The organism is Streptomyces sp. NPDC048434 (assembly GCF_043200375.1).
Lineage (GTDB): Bacteria > Actinomycetota > Actinomycetes > Streptomycetales > Streptomycetaceae > Streptomyces.
In genome coordinates this window covers 207,144-230,439 of the sequence record NZ_JBICXQ010000001.1, presented here as the reverse complement: position 1 = coordinate 230,439, position 23,296 = coordinate 207,144, and the positions used below count along the sequence as shown (strand labels likewise).

Sequence of the window (23,296 nt, the reverse complement as noted above, 5' to 3'; positions counted from 1 at the left end):
CCGCAGGTGATGGGGCGGCAGCCGGTCAGGAAACCGGCCGCGAATCCGCCCACATGCTCTCGAATTCCTCCCGGTAGGTCTCGAAGAGGCCATGGTCGCCGTCCCGGGCGTCCTGGCGGACGACCTCCCGGCCGCCGCCGCGGAGGACGAGGACGGGGGATTCCATGCCACGGCTCTTGCGGAGGTAGGGCTGGACGACGGCCACGCCGTCGGGGCCGTCACCGTCGACGAGGTAGGCGGTGAAGCGCGGGGTCTCGTCGAAGACCTGGATCTCGAAGGCACCGGGGTCGCGCAGCCGGGCGCGCACCCGTCGCATATGGAGGATGTTCATCTCGATAGAGCGGCTCATCTCGCCCTTCTTCAGGCCGATTTCGCGCTCCCGGCGGCGGACCGCGCTGCTGGCCGGGTTGAGGAAGAGCAGGCGGACGCGGCAGCCGGATTCGGCGAGCCGGACCAGGCGGCGACCCGAGTAGTTCTGGACCAGGAGGTTCAGCCCTATGCCGACGGCGTCGAGCCGGCGGGCGTTGCCGAAGAGGTCCTCGGCGGGGAGCTGGCGCTGCAGCCGCACCCGGTCGGAGTGCACACCGATCACGTCGGCGTAGCGGTCGCCGACGAGGTCCTCCACCGCGTCGATGGGCAGCCGGCCGGAGATACGGGTGCCGACGCCGGAGCCGAGTATGTCCAGGAGGCGGGCGGAGGCGCGCTCGGCCTGGGCGAGGACCGTCTCGGACAGGGCGCGGTTGCGGGAGACGATGTTGCGGGCGACCTCCAGTTCGTCGAGGGCCAGCTCGACGTCGCGGCGGTCGTCGAAGTACGGCTCGAAGCAGGGCCAGTGCTGGACCATCAGTTCGCGGAGTTGCGGGAGCGTCAGAAAGCTGACGATGTTGTCGTCGGCGGGGTCGAGGAGGTAGCCCTTGCGGCGGCTGACCTCGCGGACGGCGACCGCGCGCTGGACCCACTCCTGTCCGGCGGGCCCGGCCGCGGCGATGACCCATTCGTCGCCGTGCACCGGCTCGTAGATGGGCCGCAGGACGGCCGAGACGACGGCCCGCAGCCGTTGCTCGACGAGATTCAGCCAGATGTAGGCGCGGCCGGCCCGCCGGGCGCGGGTGCGCACCTCGCTCCAGGCGTCGGCGCCCCAGTCCAGCTCCGCCCCGATCTCCAGCGGCCGCGCCAGGGACACCGCGCCGGGCGGTGCGTCGAGGGAGCCGCCCTCATGGCCCTCATGACTCTCGTCACCAGGGGGCAACTCCAGCCCGCCGCTCACCTGCCACCGCCTTCCCGAACCCCCGTGCCAACGATCAAGGCAGACTACTGCGGTGCGGGAGACGGTGCAGCAGGATGGATCGAGTCGGTTACCAACTCCCCTTATCCATAGTGCCCGTTGTGCCCGGCCAGCGCGGGTGGAGTGAGCGGATTCATAGCGGTGACGTCACGGGGCACCAGCTGGAATCCCTGCCAGTGAACAGGCATGGGCTCCTGGTCCTCGTCCCTGGCGATGTGATGGAACCCGATATTGACCCACGCGATGGGGTGTTTCAGCGGCTGGCCGTTGACCCAGGTGTCGACGCTCTTGCCGGCATGCGCGCCGCAGTTGGCCAGGTTGTTGCTGGCGAACTGCTCGCATTTGTTGTACTCGGTGAAGTAGATGTCGTGTGTGGTGTAACTGCGCCCGGTGTACTTGCTGGTGGCGCCCGGGACGATCTCGTACGAGCGCGGGTGGCCGTCCTGGTTCCTGCCGGTGGCGCTCACCACCCGCCACCAGCGCAGCGCGCCGGAGTCCCCGGCCAGCTCCTTGGTGACGGGGGTACGGGTGGTGCGGATGGTGGGGGTGCGGCCACCGGGCCGGACCGTGGTGGCGGAGTCGAACTGCTCGACCTTGTTGGCGGCGGAGCCGTCCAAGCCGAAGTTCAGCCGCCAGAAGACGTTGTGGCTGTGGCTGGTGGCGTAGTCCTTGGCGCCCTTGCCGAGCGGCGCGCCACGGCCGTCGCCGGCGTCGTAGTCGCCGGGTGAGACGGTGCCGGTGGCGCCGGCCTGCAGGGTCATGGTGCCGTCGCCGGAGAACCGCCACTCGCTGATGTACTCGTACCAGCCGACCTTGTTGACGGTGTAGAGCAGCAGGTCCTTGCCCTGGAGCTGGTAGGTCTTGGCGTGCTCGCCGGGGTAGGGGCCCATCCGGTAGGCGTGGCCGCGGGCGCGGGTGGTGGCGCACAGGCCGCTGACGTCGGGGTGCGCGGCGTCATAGGCCCCGGGGACCCGGACGGTCTTGATGGTGCCGCCGGGGCATTCGGCGGGGTCGAGCTTCATCAGGCCCTGGGCGAAGCCCTGACCGGTGAGGTCGTCGTATTCGTTCCCGCCGTCGTCGTAGGGGACATGGATCTGGGCGAGCTTGGCGGTGGTGAGCACCTTGATCGGGGCGCGTTCGCCCTTGGGCTGGTAGGAGACGTCGTCCAGGACGAGGCCGGCATTGCCTTCGTAGTGCCAGCACATCCGCCATACGGTGCCGCCGTCGAGCGTCTGGGTGATGCGGTAGGCGGCGCTGCAGCGGGGGGCAGGGGCGCCGGCGCCCGGAGCGGCGGGGGCTTCGGGCACGGCCTGGGCCGACGGGCCGGTCAGCAGGGCGGTCGCCATGAGCAGCAGGGGGACGGCGGTGAGGACCGCGGCGCGGCGGCGCGGGCGGCGGGTGCCGGCAGGGCGTCTTCGGGGCATGTGAGGGGCTCCTGGGAAAGGAGTGGTGGGGGTCGGCGGTACCGGGGCGCGGTCAGCCGAGGCGGGCGACGGTGCGGGCACTGAGGTCGATCACAAAGCGGCGGGTGTCGATCCACCGGCCGTTCTTCACCTTGGTGAAGAGGCGGATGCAGCGGTGCTGCCCGCAGTCACCCAGGGCGCCCGGCGCTTCGCCTTCCGCGCGGCCGCGGTAGACGAAACCGGTCACGGCGAGCGGATCCGGCCCGGTGAGGTCGCGTCCGGTGGCGTCGCGATAGTCCTGGCGCAGCCCGGAGCCCAGCGGGGCGGCGATCAGCAGCCGGGCCGCCTCGACGGCCTCGGCGTGGCTGGGCGGGGGCTGGACGCCGTGCTGGGTGTCCGTCGACTCCACCTTCGAGGTCGTGAGGTTGACGGTCCTGGTGACGTAGCTGTCGCTCTTGTAGTCGTAGAAGGAGACCAGCGCCCGGCGCGGCGGGCCGGCGAGCCCGGTCTCCGAGGGCGCGAGTTCGGCCAGGTCGGTGGTGAGGCGTTCGGGCCCGGGCCGTCCGGTGACATCGGCGGCGGCGCCGCGCCGGGTACGTGGCAGCGCCAGGTCCTCGGCGCGCCGGAGTTCGTCGTCGGTGAGCGGGTCCCGTCCACGGCCGCGCTCCCCTTGTGGGCGGGCTGCCTCGACGACGCCGGGCGGCGGTGGTCCCGGGTCGTGTCCCGGTGCGGGCGGGCCGGCCGCGGCGGGCCGGCTCCCGCCGTTCGTTCCGTCCGCGGCGCCGGCGCCGGCGGGCAAGGTGATCGCGGCCATGACGGCGGTGCCGGTCAGTGCGAGGGCGGCGCCCGCGAGGACCTTGCCGAGGTGGCGGTGCATCAGGTGGTGCACGGTTCCCCCCTGTTGTCACGTCCCGTGACACGCATGTCGGATCCCCCCGTCCGTCCTCCAGTAGGACGACCAGTAGGACGATCCGACATCGCGACAGGTTGCCCACCATTGAGCGGAGATCCCGCGAAAAGCCCTCTGTGTGCGAGAAGTTGCGAAAAATTGGGGAAAGATTTCGATCTGTTCCGCAAATGCGTGTCGTGGAGTCGCCGCAGCGCCCGAGAAGAAAGTGGAAGAGTCTACCCATGCAGGTCTGGCCGGGACAGATGTATCCGCTGGGTGCCACCTATGACGGGGCGGGCACCAACTTCGCGGTGTTCTCCGAAGCCGCGAAGCGCATCGAACTGTGTCTGCTGCACGACGACGGTTCGGAGACCGCCGTCGAGCTGCGTGAGAGCGACGCCAATGTGCGGCACGCGTTTCTTCCGGGGGTGATGCCGGGGCAGCGTTACGGCTTCCGGGTGCACGGTCCGTACGAACCGGAACGGGGGCAGCGCTGCAATTCGGCAAAGCTGCTGCTCGATCCGTACGCACGGGCCATGAGCGGCCGGATCGACTGGGACGAGGCCGTCTACGGCTACCACTTCGGACGCCCCGAGGTCCGCAACGACCTGGACTCGGCGCCGCACACCATGGCGTCGGTCGTGGTCAACCCGTACTTCGACTGGGGGGACGACCGTCCGCCGCGCACCGCGTATCACGAGACGGTGCTCTACGAGGCCCATGTCAAGGGTCTGACGATGCGCCATCCGGAGCTCCCCGAGGAGCTGCGCGGCACCTATGCGGCGCTGGCGCATCCGGCGATCATCGACCATCTGACCAAGCTCGGGGTGACCGCGCTGGAACTGATGCCGGTGCATCAGTTCGTCCAGGACCACCGGCTGGTGGACGCGGGGCTGACGAACTACTGGGGCTACAACACCATCGGATTCTTCGCCCCGCACAACGCCTATGCGTCCTGGGGCGACCGCGGGCAGCAGGTGCTGGAGTTCAAGACGGCGGTACGGGCGCTGCACCAGGCCGGTATCGAGGTGATTCTCGATGTCGTCTACAACCACACCGCCGAGGGCAGCCATCTGGGGCCGACGCTGTCGTTCCGGGGGCTGGACAACGCCTCGTACTACCGCCTGTCGGAGGACAAGCAGTACTACATGGACACCACGGGCACCGGGAATTCGCTGCTGATGCGCAGCCCCCATGTGCTGCAGCTGGTGATGGACTCGCTGCGCTACTGGGTGCAGGAGATGCGGGTGGACGGCTTCCGCTTCGATCTGGCGGCGACGCTGGCCCGGCAGTTCCACGAGGTGGACCGGCTGTCGTCGTTCTTCGATCTGGTGCACCAGGACCCGGTCGTCAGCCAGGTGAAGCTGATCGCCGAGCCGTGGGACGTCGGCGAGGGCGGCTATCAGGTGGGGAACTTCCCGCCGCTGTGGACCGAGTGGAACGGGAAGTACCGGGACACCGTGCGGGATCTGTGGCGGGGTGAACCGCGCACCCTGGCGGAGTTCGGGTCCCGGCTGACGGGTTCGTCGGACCTCTACCAGGAGGACGGGCGGCGGCCGCTGGCCTCGGTGAACTTCGTGACCTGCCATGACGGCTTCACGCTGCACGATCTGGTCGCGTACAACGAGAAGCACAACGAGGCCAACGGCGAGGACAACCGGGACGGCGAGCGCTTCAACCGGTCCTGGAACTGCGGCGCCGAGGGGCCGGCCGACGATCCCGGGGTGCGCCGGCTGCGGGCGCGGCAGATGCGCAACTTCCTCGCCACGCTGATGCTGTCGCAGGGCGTGCCGATGCTCAGCCACGGGGACGAGTTCGGGCGCAGCCAGGGCGGCAACAACAACGCCTACTGCCAGGACAACGAGCTGTCGTGGGTGCGCTGGCCGGAGCCGGTCCCCGCCGGGGGCGCGGGCGCACCGGCCGGGCCCGGCGCACCGGACGAGGCGGACGAGGCGTCGGTGGCGGACGAGGAGCAGTTGGCGCTGCTGGCGTTCGTCCGGCAGATGGTGTGGCTGCGGCGCGACCATCCGGTGTTCCGGCGCCGGCGGTTCTTCCAGGGGCACCCGATGGAGGGCACCCACGACGAGCTGTCCGACATCGCGTGGTTCACGGCGGGCGGCGAGGAGATGGGGCCGCGCGACTGGCAGTCGGTGCATGCCAAGTCGCTGGCGGTGTTCCTCAACGGCAGCTCGATCTCCGAACCGGGTCCCCGGGGTGAACCGATCACCGACGACTCGTTCCTGCTGATGTTCAACGCCCATGACCAGGAACAGGAGTTCAGGGTTCCGGAGCATCTCGGCCGGCAGTGGCAGATCGTGGTGGACACCGACCGGCCGCAGGCGGTGGCGGACGGCGGCGGCGCCAAGGTCAAGGCCGGCGACCGGCTGACGCTCATCGGCCGGAGCCTGCTGGTGCTGCAGCGGCCGGCGTAGTGGCGGCGGGCCGCCGGACCGGGGAGCCGAGGGCGATACTGAGGATCAGGACAGCGGCCCCGACGGCGACGGCGAAGGCGGCGGAGGGGCCGTGGGCCTCGGCGAGCCGGCCGGCGGCGGCCAGGGACAGCGCCTGGCCGCCGACCACCGCGCTGGTGAGGAACGCCATCGATTCGGCCAGCCGGCCGGCCGGCACCAGCCGTTCGGTGAGACTGAAGAGCGTGATCAGATGCGGGGCAATGGCCACCCCGAGCACCACGACGACCGGATAGAGCGCCCCCAGGGTCCGTACGAACAGCAGCGGCACGGACAGCACGATCAGCGCGGCGGCGGCCGCCCGCCAGCGCGTCGGCAGCGCGATCCGGGCGGGGACCAGCGCCAGTGAGAGTCCGGCGACCGCGCTCATCACCCCCATCGCGGCGTAGACGAGTCCAGCCTGGTCGGGCTGGTGGAGGCGTTCGGTGAGCGCGGTGATGCCGGCCTGGCAGGCGCCGAAGAGAACGCCCTGCAGCGCCATCGAGGCGCGCATGCCGTGCACCGCGCGGGGCATCCGGGGGCGGATCGGCCGGGCGCCGGGGGTCCTGGCACGGGGGCCGTCGGTCGCGGGGGCGGTCGAGGGGGCGGTGGCCCGCGGCGCCTCGCTCGTGGGCACCGGCGCCCCGGCCGCCGGGTGCCGCACCTTGGCCGCCGGGTGCGGCACCGCCACCGTCGGATGCAGCACCGCCGCCGTCGGATGCAGCGCGAAGGCCGAGCCGCAGACCGCGAGCAGCAGCGCGGCCAGGGCGAGCGCCACGGCCGGGTGGGCCACCGTGGCGGACAGTCCCACCAGCGCCGGGCCGAGCACGAACGACATCTCGTCCAGGGTGCCTTCGAAGGACAGCGCGGTGTTGATCAGGGGCTCGTCGGCCCGTGCGCGACGGGCGAGCGCCACGAGCCGGGTGCGGGCCAGCGGCCCGATCTGCGGTACCCCGGCACCGGCGAGCAGCCCGATCAGCGCGAGCGGCAGCGCCTCGGTCCGGGCGAGGGCGGCGGCCACCAGCGCGGCCACGGCGAACGCATCGAACCAGCAGGCGGCCAGCACCACCGGCCGCTGCCCGTGCCGGTCGGCGAGCCGGCCCAGCAGCGGCCCGCCCACCGTCTGACCCGCCGCCAGCGCACCGCCCACCAGACCCGCGGTGGCCAGCGAGCCGCTCGTCCGCGCCACCAGCAGCAGACTGCCGAGCTGGCACATGGCCGTGGGGAGCCTGCCGAGGAAGGAGATGACGGGCAGCATCGGCCCGCTCAGTGCGAGCACCCGGCGATAGGTGGCCATGGCAGCGATCATCGCCAGACGCTATCCGGGCACGGTCCGCGCACCCCACACACCGGACGTACGAAGGTCTGCGGCCGCACGGACCGATCCCTTGGAGGAAGGGACGACACCAATGCCGGGCGGGAGGACACAACGGGCCGTCAGCGGGGTACGGGTGTTCCCATGACGCAGCCACCGAGTACGTCGCCGACCGCCACCTACCGGCTGCAGCTCCAGCCGGACTTTCCGTTCGCCGCCGCCGAGCGGGCCGTCCCGCATCTGGCCGCGCTCGGGATCTCCCATCTGCATCTCTCGCCGGTGCTGGAGGCGGTGCCGGGATCCCCCCACGGCTATGACGTGGTCGATCATGCGGCGGTACGGGCCGAGCTGGGCGGCGAGCCGGGGCTGCGGGCGCTGGCGGCGACGGCCCGGTCGCACGGCCTCGGGCTGGTCGTGGACTTCGTGCCGAACCATATGGCCGTGCCCGAGCCGGTGTCGCTGAACGGGCCGCTGTGGCAGGTGCTGCGCGACGGCCCGTCGTCCCCGTACGCGCGGTGGTTCGACATCGACTGGGACGCCGGACACGGCGGCCGGCTGCTGCTGCCGGTGCTCGGCGGCCGGCTCGGCGACGAGGCGCGGCACTTCCGCATCGAGGGCGAGGTGCTGCGCTATCAGGAGCACGCCTTCCCACTGCGTCCCGGTACGGAGGGGCTGCCGCTGACGCGCCTCCTGGAGGCCCAGTGGTACCGCCTCGCCTGGTGGCGGCTGGCCCGCAGCGAGCTCAACTACCGCCGTTTCTTCACCATTTCGGAGCTGATCGCGGTCCGCGCCGAGGACCCCGAGGTCTTCGAGGCGACCCATGCCACGGTGCTGCGGCTGATCCGCGAGGGCGTCATCGACGGGCTGCGCATCGACCATCCGGACGGCCTGGTGGACCCGCGCGGCTATCTGGCCCGGCTGCACGAGGGGACCGGAGGCCGCTGGACGGTCGTCGAGAAGATCCTCACCGGCGACGAACAGCTGCCGCAGAGCTGGGCCTGTGCGGGCACCACGGGCTATGACGCCCTGCGGCACATCGACGGCCTGTTCGTCTGCCCGCAGGGCGCCGGACGGCTGTTCTCGCACTACCGGGACTTCGTCACCCCGCTCGCCGACGAGGGCGGCGACTGGGAGGAGACGGTGCGCCGGGCCGCGTACGAGGTCATCACGCACGATCTCTCGGCCGAGGTCGAGCGGCTGGTGCGGACCGCGGCCCGCATCAGCGCGCGCGTCCCCGAACCGGGCGACCATGCGGCGTGGGCGCTGCGCCACGCCATCCGTGAGCTGATGGTGCGGCTGCCGGTGTACCGCCCGTACGCCGCCGATACCGGGCAGGCCGAGCGGGATGCGGCGATGCTGGGCACGGCTGCGGCGGGGGCGCGTACCGCCTTCCGGGTGCCCGAGGAGGGGCGGGCGGTGGATCTGATCCACGATCTGGCGCTCGGCCGGCTGACGGACGACCAGGACCACGACAGCGCGGACTGCGCCGACTTCGCCGCGCGGTTCGCGCAGACCGCGTCCGCGCTGCACGCCAAATCCGTGGAGGACACCGCCTTCTACCGCTATCCGGTGCTGCTGTCGGCCTGTGAGGTCGGCGGCGCCCCCGGGGAACCGGCGCTCCCGCCGGAGGCGTTCCATGCGCACTGCGCCCGGGTGCAGCGGGACCGGCCGGCCGCCGGAACGGTGCTCTCCACGCACGACACCAAACGCAGCGCCGACGTACGGGCCCGGATCGCGGTGCTGTCGGAGTGCCCTGACCGGTGGCGGGACGTCCTGGGCGCGATGGCCGACGGCGCGGTGTGCGAGGTCGGCGCCAGTGGCATGAACGGAGCCGGTCCGTCGGATCCGATGGTGTCGTGGCTGGCCTGGCAGACCGCGTTCGGCCTGGGGGCGCCCGGCGACGGAACCGCGGCGGAACGAGTGGCGCCCGCGGTCCTCAAGGCCGTACGGGAGGCCGGGCTGCGCACCTCGTGGACGGAGCGGAACGCGGGCTACGAGGAGGCGGTCGCGGAGTTCGTACGCAATGGACCGTGCGGTCCCACAGCCGCCCCGCTCGCCGCGCTGGACGGGGAACTCGCCCCGTTCATCCGCGCCAATGTGCTGGGCGCGGCGCTGCTGCATCTGACCATGCCGGGCGTTCCCGACCTCTATCAGGGCACCGAACGCGCCTATGCCGCACTGGTCGACCCGGACAACAGGGGGCCGGCCCACTTCGTCCCGGAGCTGCTGGCCGAGCTGGACGCCGGCAGCGCGCCGCGCGATCTGTCCGCCGAAAAGCTCCGGCTGACCGCCACGGCGCTGCGGCTGCGGCGCGACCATCCCCAGTGGTTCGGCGCCACGGCGTCGTACGAGCCGGTGTATGCGGAGGGCCCGGCGGCCGAGCACTGTGTGGCGTTCCGCCGCAGCGGCCGGGTGCTGACGGTGGTGACCCGTCTGTCGCTGCGGCTGGTGGAGACCGGCGGCTGGTGGGACACCCTGCTGCGGCTGCCGCCGGGCGGCTCCTGGCACGAGCGGCTGACCGGCCGCAAGCTGCCGGGCGGCGCGGTGGTGGGGCTGAGCGAGCTGCTGGCGGCGTCACCGGTGGCGCTGTTCGTGCAGGAATGACGCAGCATCATTCACCCGCCTCACAGGACGCGTTCCCCGCCGCGCGCAGCAACTCGGTGAACTCCGCCGCCGCACGGCCACCGGTGCGGTGCTCGGCGTCCATCTCGTCGGGCCTCATGTCTCGGAGATGATCGCGGAGAGCCAGCTGATCGTGGCCTGGGACGCCGAGCCGGCCGATGTCGCCGCGCACATCCATGCGCACCCGACGCTCTCGGAGGCGGTCGGCGAGGCATTTCTGACGCTGGCGGGACGGGGGCTGCATCAGCACTGAGCGGCCGCCCCGACCGGTTAATTCGGTTGCGTTGCCGTATACGCCGGCGAACCATGGCCCCGTACGCCCGATTTTCCCCGAACCAGGAGCACGGAATGCGCGGATTCCTCGGAACTACTCATCGCCCCGACCGGACGACAGTTCTTGAGGAATCCACTCTCCATGCTTCCTTCGCACACCCTGAACATCGGGATTCTCGCCCACGTCGACGCGGGTAAGACCAGCCTCACCGAGCGACTGCTCTTCGATACCGGTGCCATCGACCGGCTCGGCAGCGTCGACGCCGGTGACACCCGGACGGACACCGACGAGCTGGAGCGGCAGCGCGGCATCACGATCCGCTCGGCCGTCGCCTCCTTCACCGTCGGCGAGGTCCAGGTCAATCTCCTCGACACCCCCGGGCACTCCGACTTCATCGCCGAGGTCGAGCGCGCGCTGGGGGTGCTCGACGGCGCCGTCCTGCTGCTGTCCGCGGTGGAGGGCGTCCAGGCCAGGACCCGGGTACTGATGAAGACGCTGCGGCGGCTGCGGCTGCCCACCCTGCTGTTCGTCAACAAGATCGACCGGGTCGGCGCCCGGGACGAGGCGCTGCTCGCGGACATCCGCCGGCTGCTGGCGCCGGCCGCCGTCCCGATGACGTCCGTGACCGGCCTCGGCACCGCGCAGGCCGACGCGGTGCCGTACGCCCTGGAGGACCCCCGGGTCCGCGAGCGGATCGCCGAAACGGTGGCCGAGGTGGACGAGTCGGTGCTGGCCCAGCTGGTGGGTATCGCCCCCGGAACCCACGGCCGGGGTCATGGCGGCACGGAGCCGGAAGGGCCGGGGCTGACCGCGGACCGGCTCCGCAAGGCGCTCGCCGCCCGGACCGCCGACGGCTCGCTGCACCCGGTGTACTTCGGCTCCGCGCTCGGCGGTCAGGGCGTCGGCGCACTCATCGACGGCATGGTCCGGCTGATCCCGCCGGCGCCGGCCGGCACGGGCACCGCTCCCCGGGGCACGGTCTTCGCCGTCCATCAGCCGCCGAACGGCGAGCGGACGGCCCATATCCGGCTCTACGAGGGCGAGTTGCGGCCACGCCGGCAGATCGAACTGCACCGGCCCGGGGCGGACGGCACCGACGGGTCCCTGACCGGACGGATCACCGCTCTCGAAGTCGTCGGCCGGCCGCCCGGCGACGGCGGGCCGCTCACCCCGGGCAATATCGGGGTGGTCCGCGGGCTGCCCGGCATCCGGACCGGCGACCGTCTCGGACCGGCCACCGATGACCCCGCAGACAGCGCCCTGTTCCCCTCCCCCACCCTCGAAACCCTGGTCCGGGCCCGCCGTCCGGCGCACGCCGCCGCGCTGCGCGCCGCGCTGCTGACGCTCGCCGACCAGGACCCGCTGCTGCGGGCGCGCCCCGCGCCGGACGGCGCGACCTCGGTGCTGCTGCACGGCGAGGTGCAGAAGGAGATCATTGCGGCCACCTTGTACCAGGAGCACGGCATCGAGGCCGAGTTCGCGCCCAGCCGGGTGGTGTGTGTCGAGCGGCCGTGCGGGATCGGCGAGGCCTGCGAGGAGATCGCCAGGCACGGCCACACCGGGCCCTGGGCCACGGTCGGCCTCCGCGTCGAGCCGGGCGCCCGGGGCTCCGGCCCGGTCTTCACGTACGAGACCGAACTGGACGCCCTGCCGCACGGATTCCACCAGGCGATCGAGGAGACCGTGCTGGCGACCCTGCGGCGCGGACCGCACGGGCTGGCGGTGACGGACTGCCGGGTGGTGCTGACCCGTTCCGGCTTCGTCGGCCCGCTCAGCACCGCCGGGGATTTCCGTACGGTCACCCCCGTCGTACTGCGGCGGGCGCTGCACCGGGCCGGCACCCGGGTCCACGAGCCCTGCCACTCCTTCGAGGCCGATGTCCCGCTCGCCGCGCTGGCGCCGGTGACCGCCCGCCTCGCGGCGCTGGGCGCCGCCTTCGCCGAGACCACCGGAGGGCGGCACTCCTGGCTGGTCAGCGGTTTCCTGCCGGCCCGCCATGTACCTGAATTCCAGGGACTGTTGCCCGGTCTGACGCATGGGGAAGGGGTGTGGACGTCCCGTCCGTCGGGGGACCGGCCGGTGCGGGATGCCGGGCGGGAGCCGGTGCCGGAGGACGGTGCGGCGTCGCCGCCGCCACGGGACGGGTCCGTATGAGGACCGCCCGCTCAGCGCTCCGTCAGGACGTAATCCACCCGGCCGAAGGTGATGTGGTCGCCGGGGCCGACCGGCACCTCGCCCACCACACGGCGGCCGTTGACGCAGGTGCCGTTGGTGGAGCCGAGGTCGCGGAGCAGCCATCCCTTGCTCGCGCTGCGGAGTTCGGCGTGGGCGCGGGAGACCGTCTCGTGGTTGAGCCGCAGGCCCATGCCGGGCGCCCGTCCTATGCGCAGCGGGAGCGGGCCGGGCTCCGGCAGCAGCAGCTTCGGCAGCCGCTCCATACGCCATGCGCGGCGCACCCTGAGGTGGAACGCCGACACCCGGCCCACCATCCGCAGCATGACTCCCTGGACCTTGCCGCGAGCCGCCAAGTCAGCTGTGACCAGGTCGAGTTCGGACTGCTGCTGGGCGGTGAGGACGAGTTCCAGGCGCCGCAGGAAGGTGTCCTGGGAGAGCCGTCCCTGCGCCGCACCGTCGCGCAGCAGGTCGAGGGCGCGTTCCCGGTCGGCGTCCGACGGGCGCGCCGGACGCGCGGGGAACTCGAGCGAAGTCATACCGCGATTCTCCGGCCACCGCGAGCCGCTGTCCAGGCAAGGTAGGTGCGCGGGACGGTGCGGGCGGGCCCGCGGGCGCGCCGGAACGGCTCACCGGGATGGCGTGAAGCCGGCCCGTGTCGCCGCGCCGGGCTGTCGGGCGGCGCGGCAGCATGCTTTCTTCGTCAGGTACCGGGACCGAACGAAGGAGGACGGCCGTGCTGTTCGAGGTGTGGGCACCGAAGGCCGGGCGGGTCGCTCTCCAGTGGGCGGGTGAGCGGGCCGGTGAACCGGAAGTCCCGCTGGAGCCCGCTGCCGGACGCGCGGGCCGGTGGCGTACCGAGGCACCGGCCGTCGACGGGGACCGGTACGGCTTCCGGCTCGACGGCGGGCCGCCGCTGCCCGATCCGCGCGCCGTGCGGCTGCCGGAGGGCCCAGGCGGCCCCGGTGCGGTCGTCGAGCACGACCGGTTCGGGTGGCGGCATCCATGGCCCGGCCGCCCACTGCCCGGCGCGGTCCTCTACGAGCTGCACATCGGGACGTACACCCCCGAGGGCACCTTCGACGCCGCGGCCGCGCGGCTGCGGCACCTCGCCGACCTGGGCGTCACCCATGTCTCCCTGATGCCGGTCTGCCCGTTCCCCGGCAGCCACGGGTGGGGCTACGACGGGGTCGCGCCCTGGGCGGTGCACGAACCGTACGGGGGGCCGGACGGGCTCAAGCGGTTCGTGGACGCGGCGCACGGCCACGGGCTGGGGGTCGTGCTCGATGTGGTGCACAACCACCTCGGCCCGTCCGGCAACCATCTCCCGGAGTTCGGGCCGTACTTCACCGACACCCACCACACGCCGTGGGGCGCGGCGGTCAACCTTGACGCCCCCGGCAGCGACGAGGTGCGCGGCTATCTCCTCGACTGCGCGCTCTCCTGGCTACGTGACTACCGGCTCGACGGGCTGCGGCTGGACGCCGTCCATGCGCTGCACGACGACGGCACCCCGCACTTCCTGGCCGCATTGTCCGCCGCCGTCGACGCGCTGGCCGGGCAGCTGGGGCGCCCGCTGTTCCTGGTCGCCGAGTCCGACCTCAACGATCCGCGCACCACCGCACCCCGGACGGACGGCGGACACGGTCTGCACGCGCAGTGGAACGACGACTTCCATCACGCCCTGCACACCGCGCTCACCGGCGAATCCCAGGGCTACTACGCCGACTTCGCGCGCGCCCCGCTCGCCGCTCTCGCAAAGACGCTGACCGGCGGCTTCTTCCACGACGGGAGCTATTCCAGCTTCCGCGGCGAGACGCACGGCGCGCCCCTCGACCTGCGGGTGACGCCCGCCTACCGGCTGCTCGCCTACGCCCAGACGCACGATCAGATCGGCAACCGCGCGCTCGGCGACCGGCTCGCGGCCGGGCTCTCCCCGGGGCTGCTCGCCTGCGCCGCCACGCTGGTGCTGTGCGCGCCGTTCACACCGATGCTGTTCATGGGCGAGGAGTGGGGCGCCACCACCCCGTGGCAGTACTTCACCGCTCACACGGATCCGGAACTGGCGGAGGCGGTACGCGCCGGGCGGCGTCGCGAGTTCGCCGCGCACGAGTGGGCCGGTCACGCCGGCGACTGGCCGGATCCGCAAGACCCGGCGACCCGCGACCGCTGCGTGCTGGACTGGAGCGAGCCCGCCGTGGAGCCGCACACCGCGCTGCTGGCCTGGCACCGTACGCTGCTGGCGCTGCGCCACGAGCTGCCGCCGCTGACGGACCCGGACCCGCGCCACACCGGTGTCCGCTACGACGAGCAGGCCCGCTGGCTCCTGCTGCGGCGCGGGCCGCTACGGGTGGCGGTCAATCTCGCGCGGGAGACCACGGCCGCCATTCCGGTCGGCGGCGACGGCGCAGACAGGAACGGTGGCGGTCCGGGCGGCGGAGCCGGGCTGCAGGCCCTGGCGGGCTGGCCCGCGGCCCGGCTTCCCGGGGCGGACGGCGTGCTGCGGCTGCCACCGGAGTCGGCGGTGGTGCTCGGGCCGTAGGGCGGGCGGCCGCGGGGCCTCAGTGCGAGAACTCCGAGATGAACGCCGCGCAGAAGGCCTCCAGATCGGCCGGCTTCCGGCTGGTGATCAGGGTGTTCGGTCCGCTGGTGCAGATCTTGACCTGTTCGTCGACCCAGGTGGCGCCCGCGTTGCGGAGGTCGGTCCGCAGGCTCGGCCAGGAGGTCAGCGTGCGGCCGCGCACCACATCCGCCTCGATGAGCGTCCACGGTGCGTGGCAGATGGCCGCCACCGGCTTCCCGGCGTCGAAGAACGACTTGACGAACGCGACGGCCCGCTCGTCCAGGCGCAGTGCGTCCGGGTTGGCCACCCCGCCCGGCAGCACCAGTCCGTCGAAGTCCGCCGCGGTGGCCTCGTTCACCGTCAGATCGACGGGGAAGGTGTCCGCCTTGTCGAGGTGGTGGAACGCCTGCACCTTTCCCGCGCGGGTGGAGACCAGCGTCGGGCCGCCGCTCGCGTCGGTCACCGCCTGCCACGGCCGGGTCAGCTCGACCTCTTCGATGCCCTCGGCAGCCACCAGAAACGCCGTCTGCACTGCACTCACGTCCCTTCATCGGGTCGAGAAGTGAGGAAGAGCCCCACTCCCGCACCTCTCGACCATAACGGGCCGAAGGGCTTTCACTCATCCGCAGAACCCGGCCCCGCGGACCGGCCGGGACAGCGCCCCCCCACAGCCGCCGCAAGGCCCACGGCCGCCGTCTGCCCCGCTCGCCCGATCGTCCACTCCATCGACAGGTGATGGACACTGTGTCCATGCCCCTGCATCTCTCCGACCTGCTGGCCCGACCCGATCTCCGGCTGTCGGTCACCTACGACGTGCCGCCGCAGCAGCTGGCCCGCACCATCGAAGCGGCGACGGTCTCGGATCTGCCGACGCCGGGCAAGTGGCTGCAGGGCGGCGAACTCCTCATGACCATCGGCCTGTTGCTGCCGATGGAGCCGGCCGCCTGCCGGGCGTACGTCCGGGACGCGGCCGAGGGCGGGGCGGCCTGTCTGGCGCTCGGGCTGGGGCAGGGACTGCCGTACCAGGAGGCGCCGGAGCCGCTGGTGAGGGCGGCTGAGGAGGCCGGCCTGCCGCTGCTGACGGTGCCGGACGAGGTGCCGTTCATCGCCGTCACCAAGGCGGTCTTCGACGCACGGGCCGACGAACAGCGCGAGCTGCTGCACCGGGCGTTCGCGACCCAGCGCCGGCTGACGGCCGCGGCGACCGGTGATGGGCTGCGGCCGATGCTGTCGGAGTGGACGGCCGCCACCGGCGTGGGCGCTGCGGTGCTCGACCCGCTCGGGCGGCTGCTCGCCACGAGCGAGCGCGAGCGGCGGACCCTACCGGCGCAGGCGCACGATCTGCTCGAACGGGTCGCCGCGCGCGGACTGCGCGGCAGCGCGTCCAGCACGGCCGCGGGGCAGCAGCTGGAGGTGCAGCCGCTGGGCGCGCGGCGGCTGCGCGGGCTGCTGCTGCTCACCGGCCGGCCGGACGACGCCGCCCGTTCGGTCGTACCCGGCCTGGTCTCGCTGCTCTCCCTGGAGCTGGAGCGCCGCCATCTCCGCGATGAGCCCGAGCGCCGCCGCCGGTCGGCGCTGCTGTCGGAGCTGCTGGCCGACGAGGATCCGTCCGCCGACCGGGCCCGGGACATGCTGCAGTCGGTCGGACTGACGGCCGAGCGGGTGCGGGGGGTCGTGGTGGAGGCGGCAGCGGCCCCGGGGGGCCGTACCGCAGCCGGTCCCTCGGAATCCGGGGCCGGGGCGGCGGACGGCGCCGCGCAGGAGATGGCCGCCGATCTGGCGCTGGCGATGCCCGGCGGCCTGGTCAGGGTCGTGGACGGGGCGCCGGGCGCGGTCATCGAGGCGGTGGTGGGCGAGGAGCTGGACATCCGCGAAGTGCTCGCCCGCTTCGCCCCGCGCTGCCCGGCCGGCATCGGCCCGGCCACCGCTCCCGAAGCGGTACGGGTGTCCCTGCGCCAGGCGGCCGGACTGCTCGCCGTCAGCCGGTCGGGCGGCGAGCCCGCGGAGGCCCGGCAGAGCCAGGCCAGCCGGCTGCTGCTCGACCTGGGCGACCGCAGCACGCTGCACGGGTACGCCGACACCGTGCTCGGCCCGCTCGATCTCGCGGACAACGGCGAGGAGCTGATCGCCACCCTCGCGGCCTGGCTGGAGACCGGCGGCGCCTGGGACGCCACCAGCCGGCACCTCGGCGTCCACCGGCACACCGTACGCAACCGCCTCGACAAGGCCATGGACCTCACCGGCCGCCGCCTCGACGACCCCGACGACCGCTTCGACCTCTGGCTGGCCACCCGCATCCGCCGCGGCGGCGCTCCCGCCACCGGCCCCGGCGGCCGGCCGGCTCCCCCACCGCCAGGCCGGTGACATGACGCCCCGCCTGCCGGGCCGCCCTTCACTCTCTCCCCCGCACCGTCTTTACTTCGATGGTGACCTACGAGATCCGCACCCTCACGCCCGGCGCCGCCGGCCCCGCCCCCACGCCCGCGTCCGCTCCCGGTTCCCCGCGCGGCGGCGGGCGCGGCACCCTGGTGGCCGTCAGCGATCTGCACGTCCGCTACCGGGAGAACCGCGACATCGTCGAGGGGTTAAGGCCGGAGTCCGACGAGGACTGGCTGCTGGTCGCCGGCGACGTCGGCGAATGCGTCTCCGACATCCGCTGGGCGCTCACCCGGCTCAGCAGCCGGTTCGCCAAGGTGGTGTGGGTGCCCGGCAATCACGAGCTGTGGACGCCGGACCACGACCCGGTGCAGCTGCGCGGGGTGGCGCGCTATGAGCATCTGGTGGAGATCTGCCGGGAGTTGGGCGTCCTCACCCCCGAGGACCCCTATCCCGTCTGGGAGGGCACCGGCGGCCCGGCCGTCATCGCACCGCTCTTCCTCCTCTACGACTACACCTTCCGGCAGCCGGGAGCGGCGTCCAAGGAAGAGGCGCTCGCCCGGGCCGAGGAGGCCGGAGTGGTGTGCACCGACGAGCACTTCCTGCACCCGGACCCGTACCCGTCGCGGGAGGCGTGGTGCCGGGCACGGGTGGCCGCCACCGAGGCCAGACTCGCCGCCCTGCCGGAGGAGTTGCCCACGGTGCTCGTCAACCACTGGCCGGTGGTGCGCGAGCCGACCCGGCCCCTGTGGTACCCGGATTTCGCGCTGTGGTGCGGTACGGAGGCGACCGCCGACTGGCCGCACCGGTTCCGTGCCGCCGCGGTGGTCTACGGCCATCTCCACATCCCGCGGCTGCTGATCTGCGACGGCGTACCCCACCAGGAGGTCTCGCTCGGCTATCCCCGGGAGTGGCAGCGCCGCGCCTCCGCACCCGGCCGCCCGGTACAGATCCTGCCCGCGCCGGCCACCGTCGCCGCCGGAACCACCGGGACCCCCGCATGATCGACAAGCTGCTGCCGGCCCCCGTCGTCACCGCCGAGGCCTTCCACGACGCCCCGGTGTCCGAGATGTTTCCCGAGGAGTGGGCACTGGTCTCCGACGCCGTGCCCCAGCGGCAGAAGGAGTTCGGCACCGTACGCGGCTGCGCCCGCAGCGCCCTGGCCGAACTGGGCATCGCCCCCGCGCCCCTGCTCCCCGGCCCGGGCCGGGAGCCGCAGTGGCCGCCGGGCATCGTCGGCGCCATGACGCACTGCGCCGGCTACCGCGCCGCCGCCGTGGCCCGCTCGGCCGACGTACGGACGATCGGCCTGGACGCCGAACCCCACCTGCCCGTGAACGACCCCGGCGTCGTCGACCTCATCACCCTCCCCGAGGAGCGCGCCCAGCTGCGCCGACTGGCCGCCGCACAGCCCGACATCTGCTGGGACCGCCTGGTGTTCAGCGCAAAGGAGTCCGTCTACAAGGCGTGGTACCCCCTCACCCACCGCTGGCTCGACTTCGAGGAGGCCCTCCTCACCCTCGACCCGTCGAACGCCACCTTCACCGCCCGCCTCCTCGTCCCGGGACCCGTGGTCGACGGCACGGAACTCACCGAATTCAGCGGCCGGTGGCTCGTGGGGGCGGGGTTGGTGGTGACGGGGATCGTGGTTCGGGTGTGAGGCGGTGAGGCGTGAGAGGGGTGCGGCGGGTCCTCACCCCTGAACAGCGCGCGGCCGGACCGTCCGGGAGTTGCCCTTCCCTCTCTCCGTCAACACCTCACCCGTAGTGGCCGAAAGTGGAGGAACAAACTGCGGCGATGCGGGCGGGAACCCCACGAGAACAGGGCCATTGACCTCGCAGTAGAGCAACTTCCGGACATTCTCCGGCAGGGTGCGACAACGGCACCCGGGACAGCTAGCGTTGGCGAAAATCCGTGGGTGCAAGGGGGAAACATGGATCCGGTCACTGCTGCCGCAGCCGCCGCGGTCGCGCTGGTGGTCAAGGGTGCGTTGGAGTCCGCCGGCCAGGAAGCCGGCCGGTCCGGATGGAGCGGCGGCGCGAGGCTGATCGAGCGGGTGCGTGCCCGCTTCCGGGGCGACGGCGAGGCGGTGGACGCACTCGACCGGGTGGAGCAGAGCCCGGATGACACCGCGGCACAGGAACAGTTGCAGCGCCTGCTGCTGGCCCACATGCTCCGTGACCGCGACTTCGAGTCCGAGATCCGCCGACAGGTCGATGAGGCGGTGGCGGCTCACGGCGGCACGGCACAGGTGAACGCGGCCCTGATCAAGAACGCTCAGGTATTCAACGAAAAGGTCGAGATCCAGGGCGACTGGAACATCTCCTGAAGCCATCCGGGCCGGCACGAAAGTTCGACATCATGAGTGAGGAAGCACCGGCGGGCGACGCTCCGCACGGCGCCGGGACGGGCGACGCCTCAGACCCCGCACACGACCGCGCACCCTCCGCGCCCGAACGGCACGACGCGGAGAGCGACGGCCCGGTCAGCGAATCGCAGGCGCTGCATTTGCTGGTGAACGGCGGAGGCCAGGACGATACGGAGCGCTCCGAGGCGGTGCGGGCGGGCGCCATCGCCGACCTCATCGCCGAGCGCCTCAACGCCGACGCCGCCGGAACCCGGATCGGCACGCTGGCTCTCTTCAATGATTCCGTCAGTTTCGGTGGCGGCTTTGTCACCGGGGGCCGCAGCGGAGCCCGGGCGTCGGGCGGACCCGCCACGATCGCCCTCGATGACGCCGAACTCTCCGAATACACCGAGCTGTACATCCATCCCGACTCGTACGACGAAGCGCTGGACCTCCTGCGCGAGCGCCATCTTCTGGTATTGACCGGGCCGCCGGGCAGCGGTCGCGAAGCTGCCGCCGTGAATCTCCTCGCGGAGGCGATGGCCATCAGCGGCACGAGCGGCGGTGCCTGTCACCGCATCCTCGACCCGACGATGATCGCCGCACCCGGCTGGGAGCCGCCTGCCAAGAACAGCGGCTTCCTCGCCGTTCTCGACGACGGCCCGGCGGGCGCCGAAGCGTTCGGGCCGGCCACTCTCCGCGGACTGGCCGCAGCCGTGGCCGGGCTCCGGGCCGCACGGGGTCATCTGGTGCTGGTCGGCGGTCATGAACTCGCCGTCGCCGCCTCCGGCACCGATGGGGTGGCCTGGCATCACCTGTCCGGTGTCGACCCGGTGGCTCTGGTGAAACGCCGGGTACTCGGGCACGGCCCCGAGCCCGGGAAGGAAGAAGAGCTGCACGCCCTGCTCGACACGGCCGGTGCGACAACCGCCCTGCGCGAGCGCCCCTCTGCCCGGCACGCCGCCCGGCTGGCCTCGGTCATCACGGCTGAGGGAGATCTGATGGCCGAAGTCGCCGCATTGCGGGACCCGAGCGACCAGGTACACGCATGGTTCAGCCTCCACCATGAGCCGGAGGCCATCGGATTCGCCCTGGCCGCAGCCGTGCTGGAGGACAGCAGCTACCTCACGGTCTCGGAGGCCGCCATGGCGCTGCGCAACGCCCTCGCCCCCGCCGGCGACGCGCCACCGGATGTCCGCTTTCGCGACCGCCTCGGATATGAACAGCCCTGGATCGAGCTGACCTTCACCGAGCGGAGCATGCCGGCGGGACCTCCGCGCGTACGGTTTCGCAGCTCGCTGCTGCGGCAGGTGGTGCTCGCCTACGCCTGGACGACCCTCGACGGGCGCCGTGAGGCCGTACTCGCCTGGCTGCGCCGCCTACTCACCCATCCCGACCTCGAGGTGCGGGCGCGGGCCGCTGTCGCTGCCGGCGTACTGGCCTGGGCCGATCACGACTACGCAGTGCACCGCTTCCTGAAGAGCTGGGCGGGCAGCACCTCTTGGCCGGTACGGCAGGCCGCGGCGACCGCACTCGGCCTGGCCGGCAGCAGGCCGGAAGCGGCCGAGCCGGTGTGGAACCTGCTGCATGCCTGGGCGCGCGGGGGGTCCTCCGCGTACGAACGCAGGCTGGCCGGCACGGCGGCCAATGCCGTCGCCGGCCTGCTCGGCAGGGCCACACCCGAGCGCGCACTGGACGTGCTGCACGACGCCCTCGACCGCAAGGACGACTGGGGCACCCTCACGCCCGTCGCATGGGGTGGTGTGCACCTTCTCCACCAAGGCCGGGCCGGTCATGTGCTGGAGGCGTACCTCGACTGGTCCGCCCCGCAAGATCTCTCGCCCATGGTGGTCAAGACACTGTCGGCGTTCGTCTTCGCGGCCTCCCACCCGTACGAGGAGACCGCACGGGACGCCACCGGGACCGTGGACGGCGCCGTGGCCGGGGTGCCCCTGCTGCTCAGCCTGCTGCCCTCCCAACGCACGCGGCTCGCTGAGCTGTGGGCGCGGGCGCTGGCCCGCAAACCGGTCCAGGACACGGCCCTCGAGGCGCTCCACAGGTGGATCGACGACTACGCCGACCGCTGCCCCGGTTCCCTGGACGAGATCCGTGACCTGCTGGTGGACATCTCACACCGGCCCGGCAAGCACCGTGAACGGCTCCTGTGGTGGCTGGAGAAGTGGGCGAACGACCGGGAGCGGCCCTCTCGCCACGCCGCGGCTCTGCGCCGCGCCGTGGAACGGGCGGCTTGACCGATCGCGGGCGCAGACCGCAGGGGAAGCCCTCGATCACGTACAGGGCAACCCGTACAACGCAGCGGAGGAGAACGGTGGAGGAGCTGACCTACGACCCCGTGCTGGACAGCCAGACGGTGCCCCGATGGCGATTGTTGAATCCGCTGCGGCCGCCCGCCCCGGGGAGGGCACTGGTGCTGGTACCGGACAGCGGTGTCGCGCTGACGGTGCGTCCCGGCGAGGAGATTCCCGATGCCCGCTTCGGCACCTACCAGAGCGTCTTCACGGTGGACCTGACCGAGCACCGGCTCATCCTGGACATCGCGCTGCTCAGCAGGGATGCCACGTTCTCCTTCCGCAGCCGGGTGGACGTGGTGTGCCGGGTCGCCGACCCCGCCGAGGTGGTGGCACGCGGCATCCGGGACATGAGCGGCGCGCTGTACGGCCACCTCCGCAGGATGCTGCGCCGGGTATCGCGTGAGTACGACATCGGGGAGTTCCACGAGGCGGAGGAGGCACTGAACCGTGCGGTCCGCGACTTCACCGGTGATTCCGCCGTACGGCTGCGCAACACGCATGTCGAACTGCTGGTGGACGAGGACGAGATCGCTGCCAGCGGCCGTGAGTTCCGTGACGTCGTACGGGAGACCCGGCTGGACGGGATGCGGCGCACGCGCCACCTGGACATGATCCGGGACGATGGTGTCGAAGGAATCATCGCCGAGATCATGGAAAGGGAAGGGCCTCGCGCCGCACTCGCCTGGATCGAGAAGGGCGAGACCGAGAAGCGGGAGGCACGTCTCCAAGCCATGCGGATGGTGCTGGAGCGCGGTGACGCCCACCGCGAACCCTTCGAGCAGACCGAGCTCGAGCGGGCCGTGGTCGAGGACGTGCTCGGCGACGGTGAGGGACCGTTCGGCGGAGTGCGCCGCGGGCGGCTCAGGGGAGCCCTCGCCGCCGGCCCGAGGTCCGAGCGCCCGGAGCCCGAACGGCGGGCCGAGGAGGATGAGTCGCCGAGCCGCGGCGCCCTGCGCGGCGAGGTGGTACCACCGCGTCGTGACACCGCACCCCCGGAGGACGAACCGGTCCCCCCGCGACGCACCGCGGACGAGTCCGCCGCCCCGCCCTCGTCCGGTTCGGCGCCCTCGGACTCGGCACCGACGGAGCGCGTGAGCCGGGTGCGTGGCACGGCCAAGCGACCGGGCGGCGGTACCGGCCGGGGCGGGGGTGAACGACGATGACGACGCCCAGGAGCATGGCAGGGCCTCCGCCACGTCCCGCGGACGGTTCCGTGGGGGCACCCTCACCGTCACCGGATGATGCCGAGCCGCCACGCGACGCCGTGCAGGAGAACCGGTCGGCACCACCG

The 23,296-nt window shown here is 72.5% G+C and carries 16 protein-coding genes and 1 pseudogene; 11 read left to right on the top strand and 6 right to left on the bottom strand.

The genetic code is table 11. The annotated features are described in order from the left end of the window. Positions 1-25: 25 nt before the first annotated feature. The 3 genes from ACGFWI_RS00905 to ACGFWI_RS00895 all read right to left on the bottom strand — a co-directional run bounded on the left by ACGFWI_RS00905 (position 26) and on the right by ACGFWI_RS00895 (position 3,577). Positions 26-1,267 (bottom strand): SAV2148 family HEPN domain-containing protein, encoded by a 1,242-nt coding sequence (locus ACGFWI_RS00905; RefSeq protein ID WP_393903738.1) that lies wholly within the window; start codon positions 1,265-1,267, stop codon positions 26-28. Positions 1,268-1,368: 101 nt separating this feature from the next. Beyond that, on the bottom strand, positions 1,369-2,709 hold the full coding sequence (locus ACGFWI_RS00900; protein WP_393903737.1) for a copper amine oxidase: 1,341 nt from the start codon (positions 2,707-2,709) through the stop codon (positions 1,369-1,371). A 52-nt stretch (positions 2,710-2,761) separates the two neighbouring features. Next, complete coding sequence (locus tag ACGFWI_RS00895) at positions 2,762-3,577, bottom strand: Tat pathway signal sequence domain protein (RefSeq protein WP_393903736.1); 816 nt, start codon at positions 3,575-3,577, stop codon at positions 2,762-2,764. Positions 3,578-3,819: 242 nt separating this feature from the next. Here ACGFWI_RS00895 and glgX point away from each other — a divergent pair, with 242 nt between their 5' ends. Then, positions 3,820-6,009, top strand: coding sequence for a glycogen debranching protein GlgX (glgX, locus tag ACGFWI_RS00890; RefSeq protein ID WP_393903735.1), 2,190 nt, complete (start codon positions 3,820-3,822; stop codon positions 6,007-6,009). On the opposite strand, the gene ACGFWI_RS00885 is transcribed toward glgX, so the two are convergent. Continuing rightward, positions 5,969-7,333, bottom strand: coding sequence for an MFS transporter (locus tag ACGFWI_RS00885; protein ID WP_393903734.1), 1,365 nt, complete (start codon positions 7,331-7,333; stop codon positions 5,969-5,971). The genes glgX and ACGFWI_RS00885 overlap by 41 nt on opposite strands. 150 nt (positions 7,334-7,483) lie before the next feature. Here ACGFWI_RS00885 and treY point away from each other — a divergent pair, with 150 nt between their 5' ends. From treY to otr(A), 3 genes and pseudogenes are all read left to right on the top strand, one after another. Next, positions 7,484-9,943: a malto-oligosyltrehalose synthase gene (gene treY / locus ACGFWI_RS00880; RefSeq protein ID WP_393903733.1), complete on the top strand. Its 2,460-nt coding sequence runs from the start codon at positions 7,484-7,486 to the stop codon at positions 9,941-9,943. Between the two features lie 82 nt (positions 9,944-10,025). After that, positions 10,026-10,214: pseudogene (locus ACGFWI_RS00875) on the top strand (dihydrolipoyl dehydrogenase); the annotation flags it as partial. A 162-nt stretch (positions 10,215-10,376) separates the two neighbouring features. Next, entirely contained in the window at positions 10,377-12,389 is a 2,013-nt protein-coding gene (otr(A), locus tag ACGFWI_RS00870; protein WP_393903732.1) for a tetracycline resistance ribosomal protection protein Otr(A), read from the top strand. A gap of 11 nt (positions 12,390-12,400) precedes the next feature. On the opposite strand, the gene ACGFWI_RS00865 is transcribed toward otr(A), so the two are convergent. Then, entirely contained in the window at positions 12,401-12,946 is a 546-nt protein-coding gene (locus ACGFWI_RS00865) for an FHA domain-containing protein (protein ID WP_393903731.1), read from the bottom strand. Between the two features lie 197 nt (positions 12,947-13,143). Here ACGFWI_RS00865 and treZ point away from each other — a divergent pair, with 197 nt between their 5' ends. Continuing rightward, the gene (treZ, locus tag ACGFWI_RS00860; RefSeq protein WP_393903730.1) at positions 13,144-14,949 is read left to right on the top strand and encodes a malto-oligosyltrehalose trehalohydrolase; all 1,806 of its coding nucleotides are present in this window, start codon (positions 13,144-13,146) and stop codon (positions 14,947-14,949) included. A gap of 19 nt (positions 14,950-14,968) precedes the next feature. Here treZ and ACGFWI_RS00855 read toward each other — a convergent pair whose 3' ends face one another. Further along, positions 14,969-15,502, bottom strand: coding sequence for a type 1 glutamine amidotransferase domain-containing protein (locus ACGFWI_RS00855; protein ID WP_393903993.1), 534 nt, complete (start codon positions 15,500-15,502; stop codon positions 14,969-14,971). A gap of 218 nt (positions 15,503-15,720) precedes the next feature. On the opposite strand from ACGFWI_RS00855, the gene ACGFWI_RS00850 reads away from it, so the two are divergent. The 6 genes from ACGFWI_RS00850 (at position 15,721) to ACGFWI_RS00825 (ending at position 23,168) form a co-directional block, all read left to right on the top strand. Continuing rightward, positions 15,721-17,334: a PucR family transcriptional regulator gene (locus ACGFWI_RS00850; protein ID WP_393903729.1), complete on the top strand. Its 1,614-nt coding sequence runs from the start codon at positions 15,721-15,723 to the stop codon at positions 17,332-17,334. Positions 17,335-17,396: 62 nt separating this feature from the next. Then, entirely contained in the window at positions 17,397-18,350 is a 954-nt protein-coding gene (locus tag ACGFWI_RS00845) for a metallophosphoesterase family protein (RefSeq protein WP_393903992.1), read from the top strand. Continuing rightward, positions 18,347-19,006 (top strand): 4'-phosphopantetheinyl transferase, encoded by a 660-nt coding sequence (locus tag ACGFWI_RS00840; RefSeq protein WP_393903728.1) that lies wholly within the window; start codon positions 18,347-18,349, stop codon positions 19,004-19,006. The genes ACGFWI_RS00845 and ACGFWI_RS00840 overlap by 4 nt, the downstream gene beginning before the upstream one ends. Positions 19,007-19,279: 273 nt before the next feature. Further along, positions 19,280-19,675: a hypothetical protein gene (locus tag ACGFWI_RS00835; RefSeq protein ID WP_393903727.1), complete on the top strand. Its 396-nt coding sequence runs from the start codon at positions 19,280-19,282 to the stop codon at positions 19,673-19,675. A 32-nt stretch (positions 19,676-19,707) separates the two neighbouring features. Continuing rightward, the gene (locus ACGFWI_RS00830) at positions 19,708-21,945 is read left to right on the top strand and encodes a HEAT repeat domain-containing protein (RefSeq protein ID WP_393903726.1); all 2,238 of its coding nucleotides are present in this window, start codon (positions 19,708-19,710) and stop codon (positions 21,943-21,945) included. A 77-nt stretch (positions 21,946-22,022) separates the two neighbouring features. Next, the gene (locus ACGFWI_RS00825; protein ID WP_393903725.1) at positions 22,023-23,168 is read left to right on the top strand and encodes a hypothetical protein; all 1,146 of its coding nucleotides are present in this window, start codon (positions 22,023-22,025) and stop codon (positions 23,166-23,168) included. The last annotated feature ends 128 nt before the right edge of the window (positions 23,169-23,296 follow it).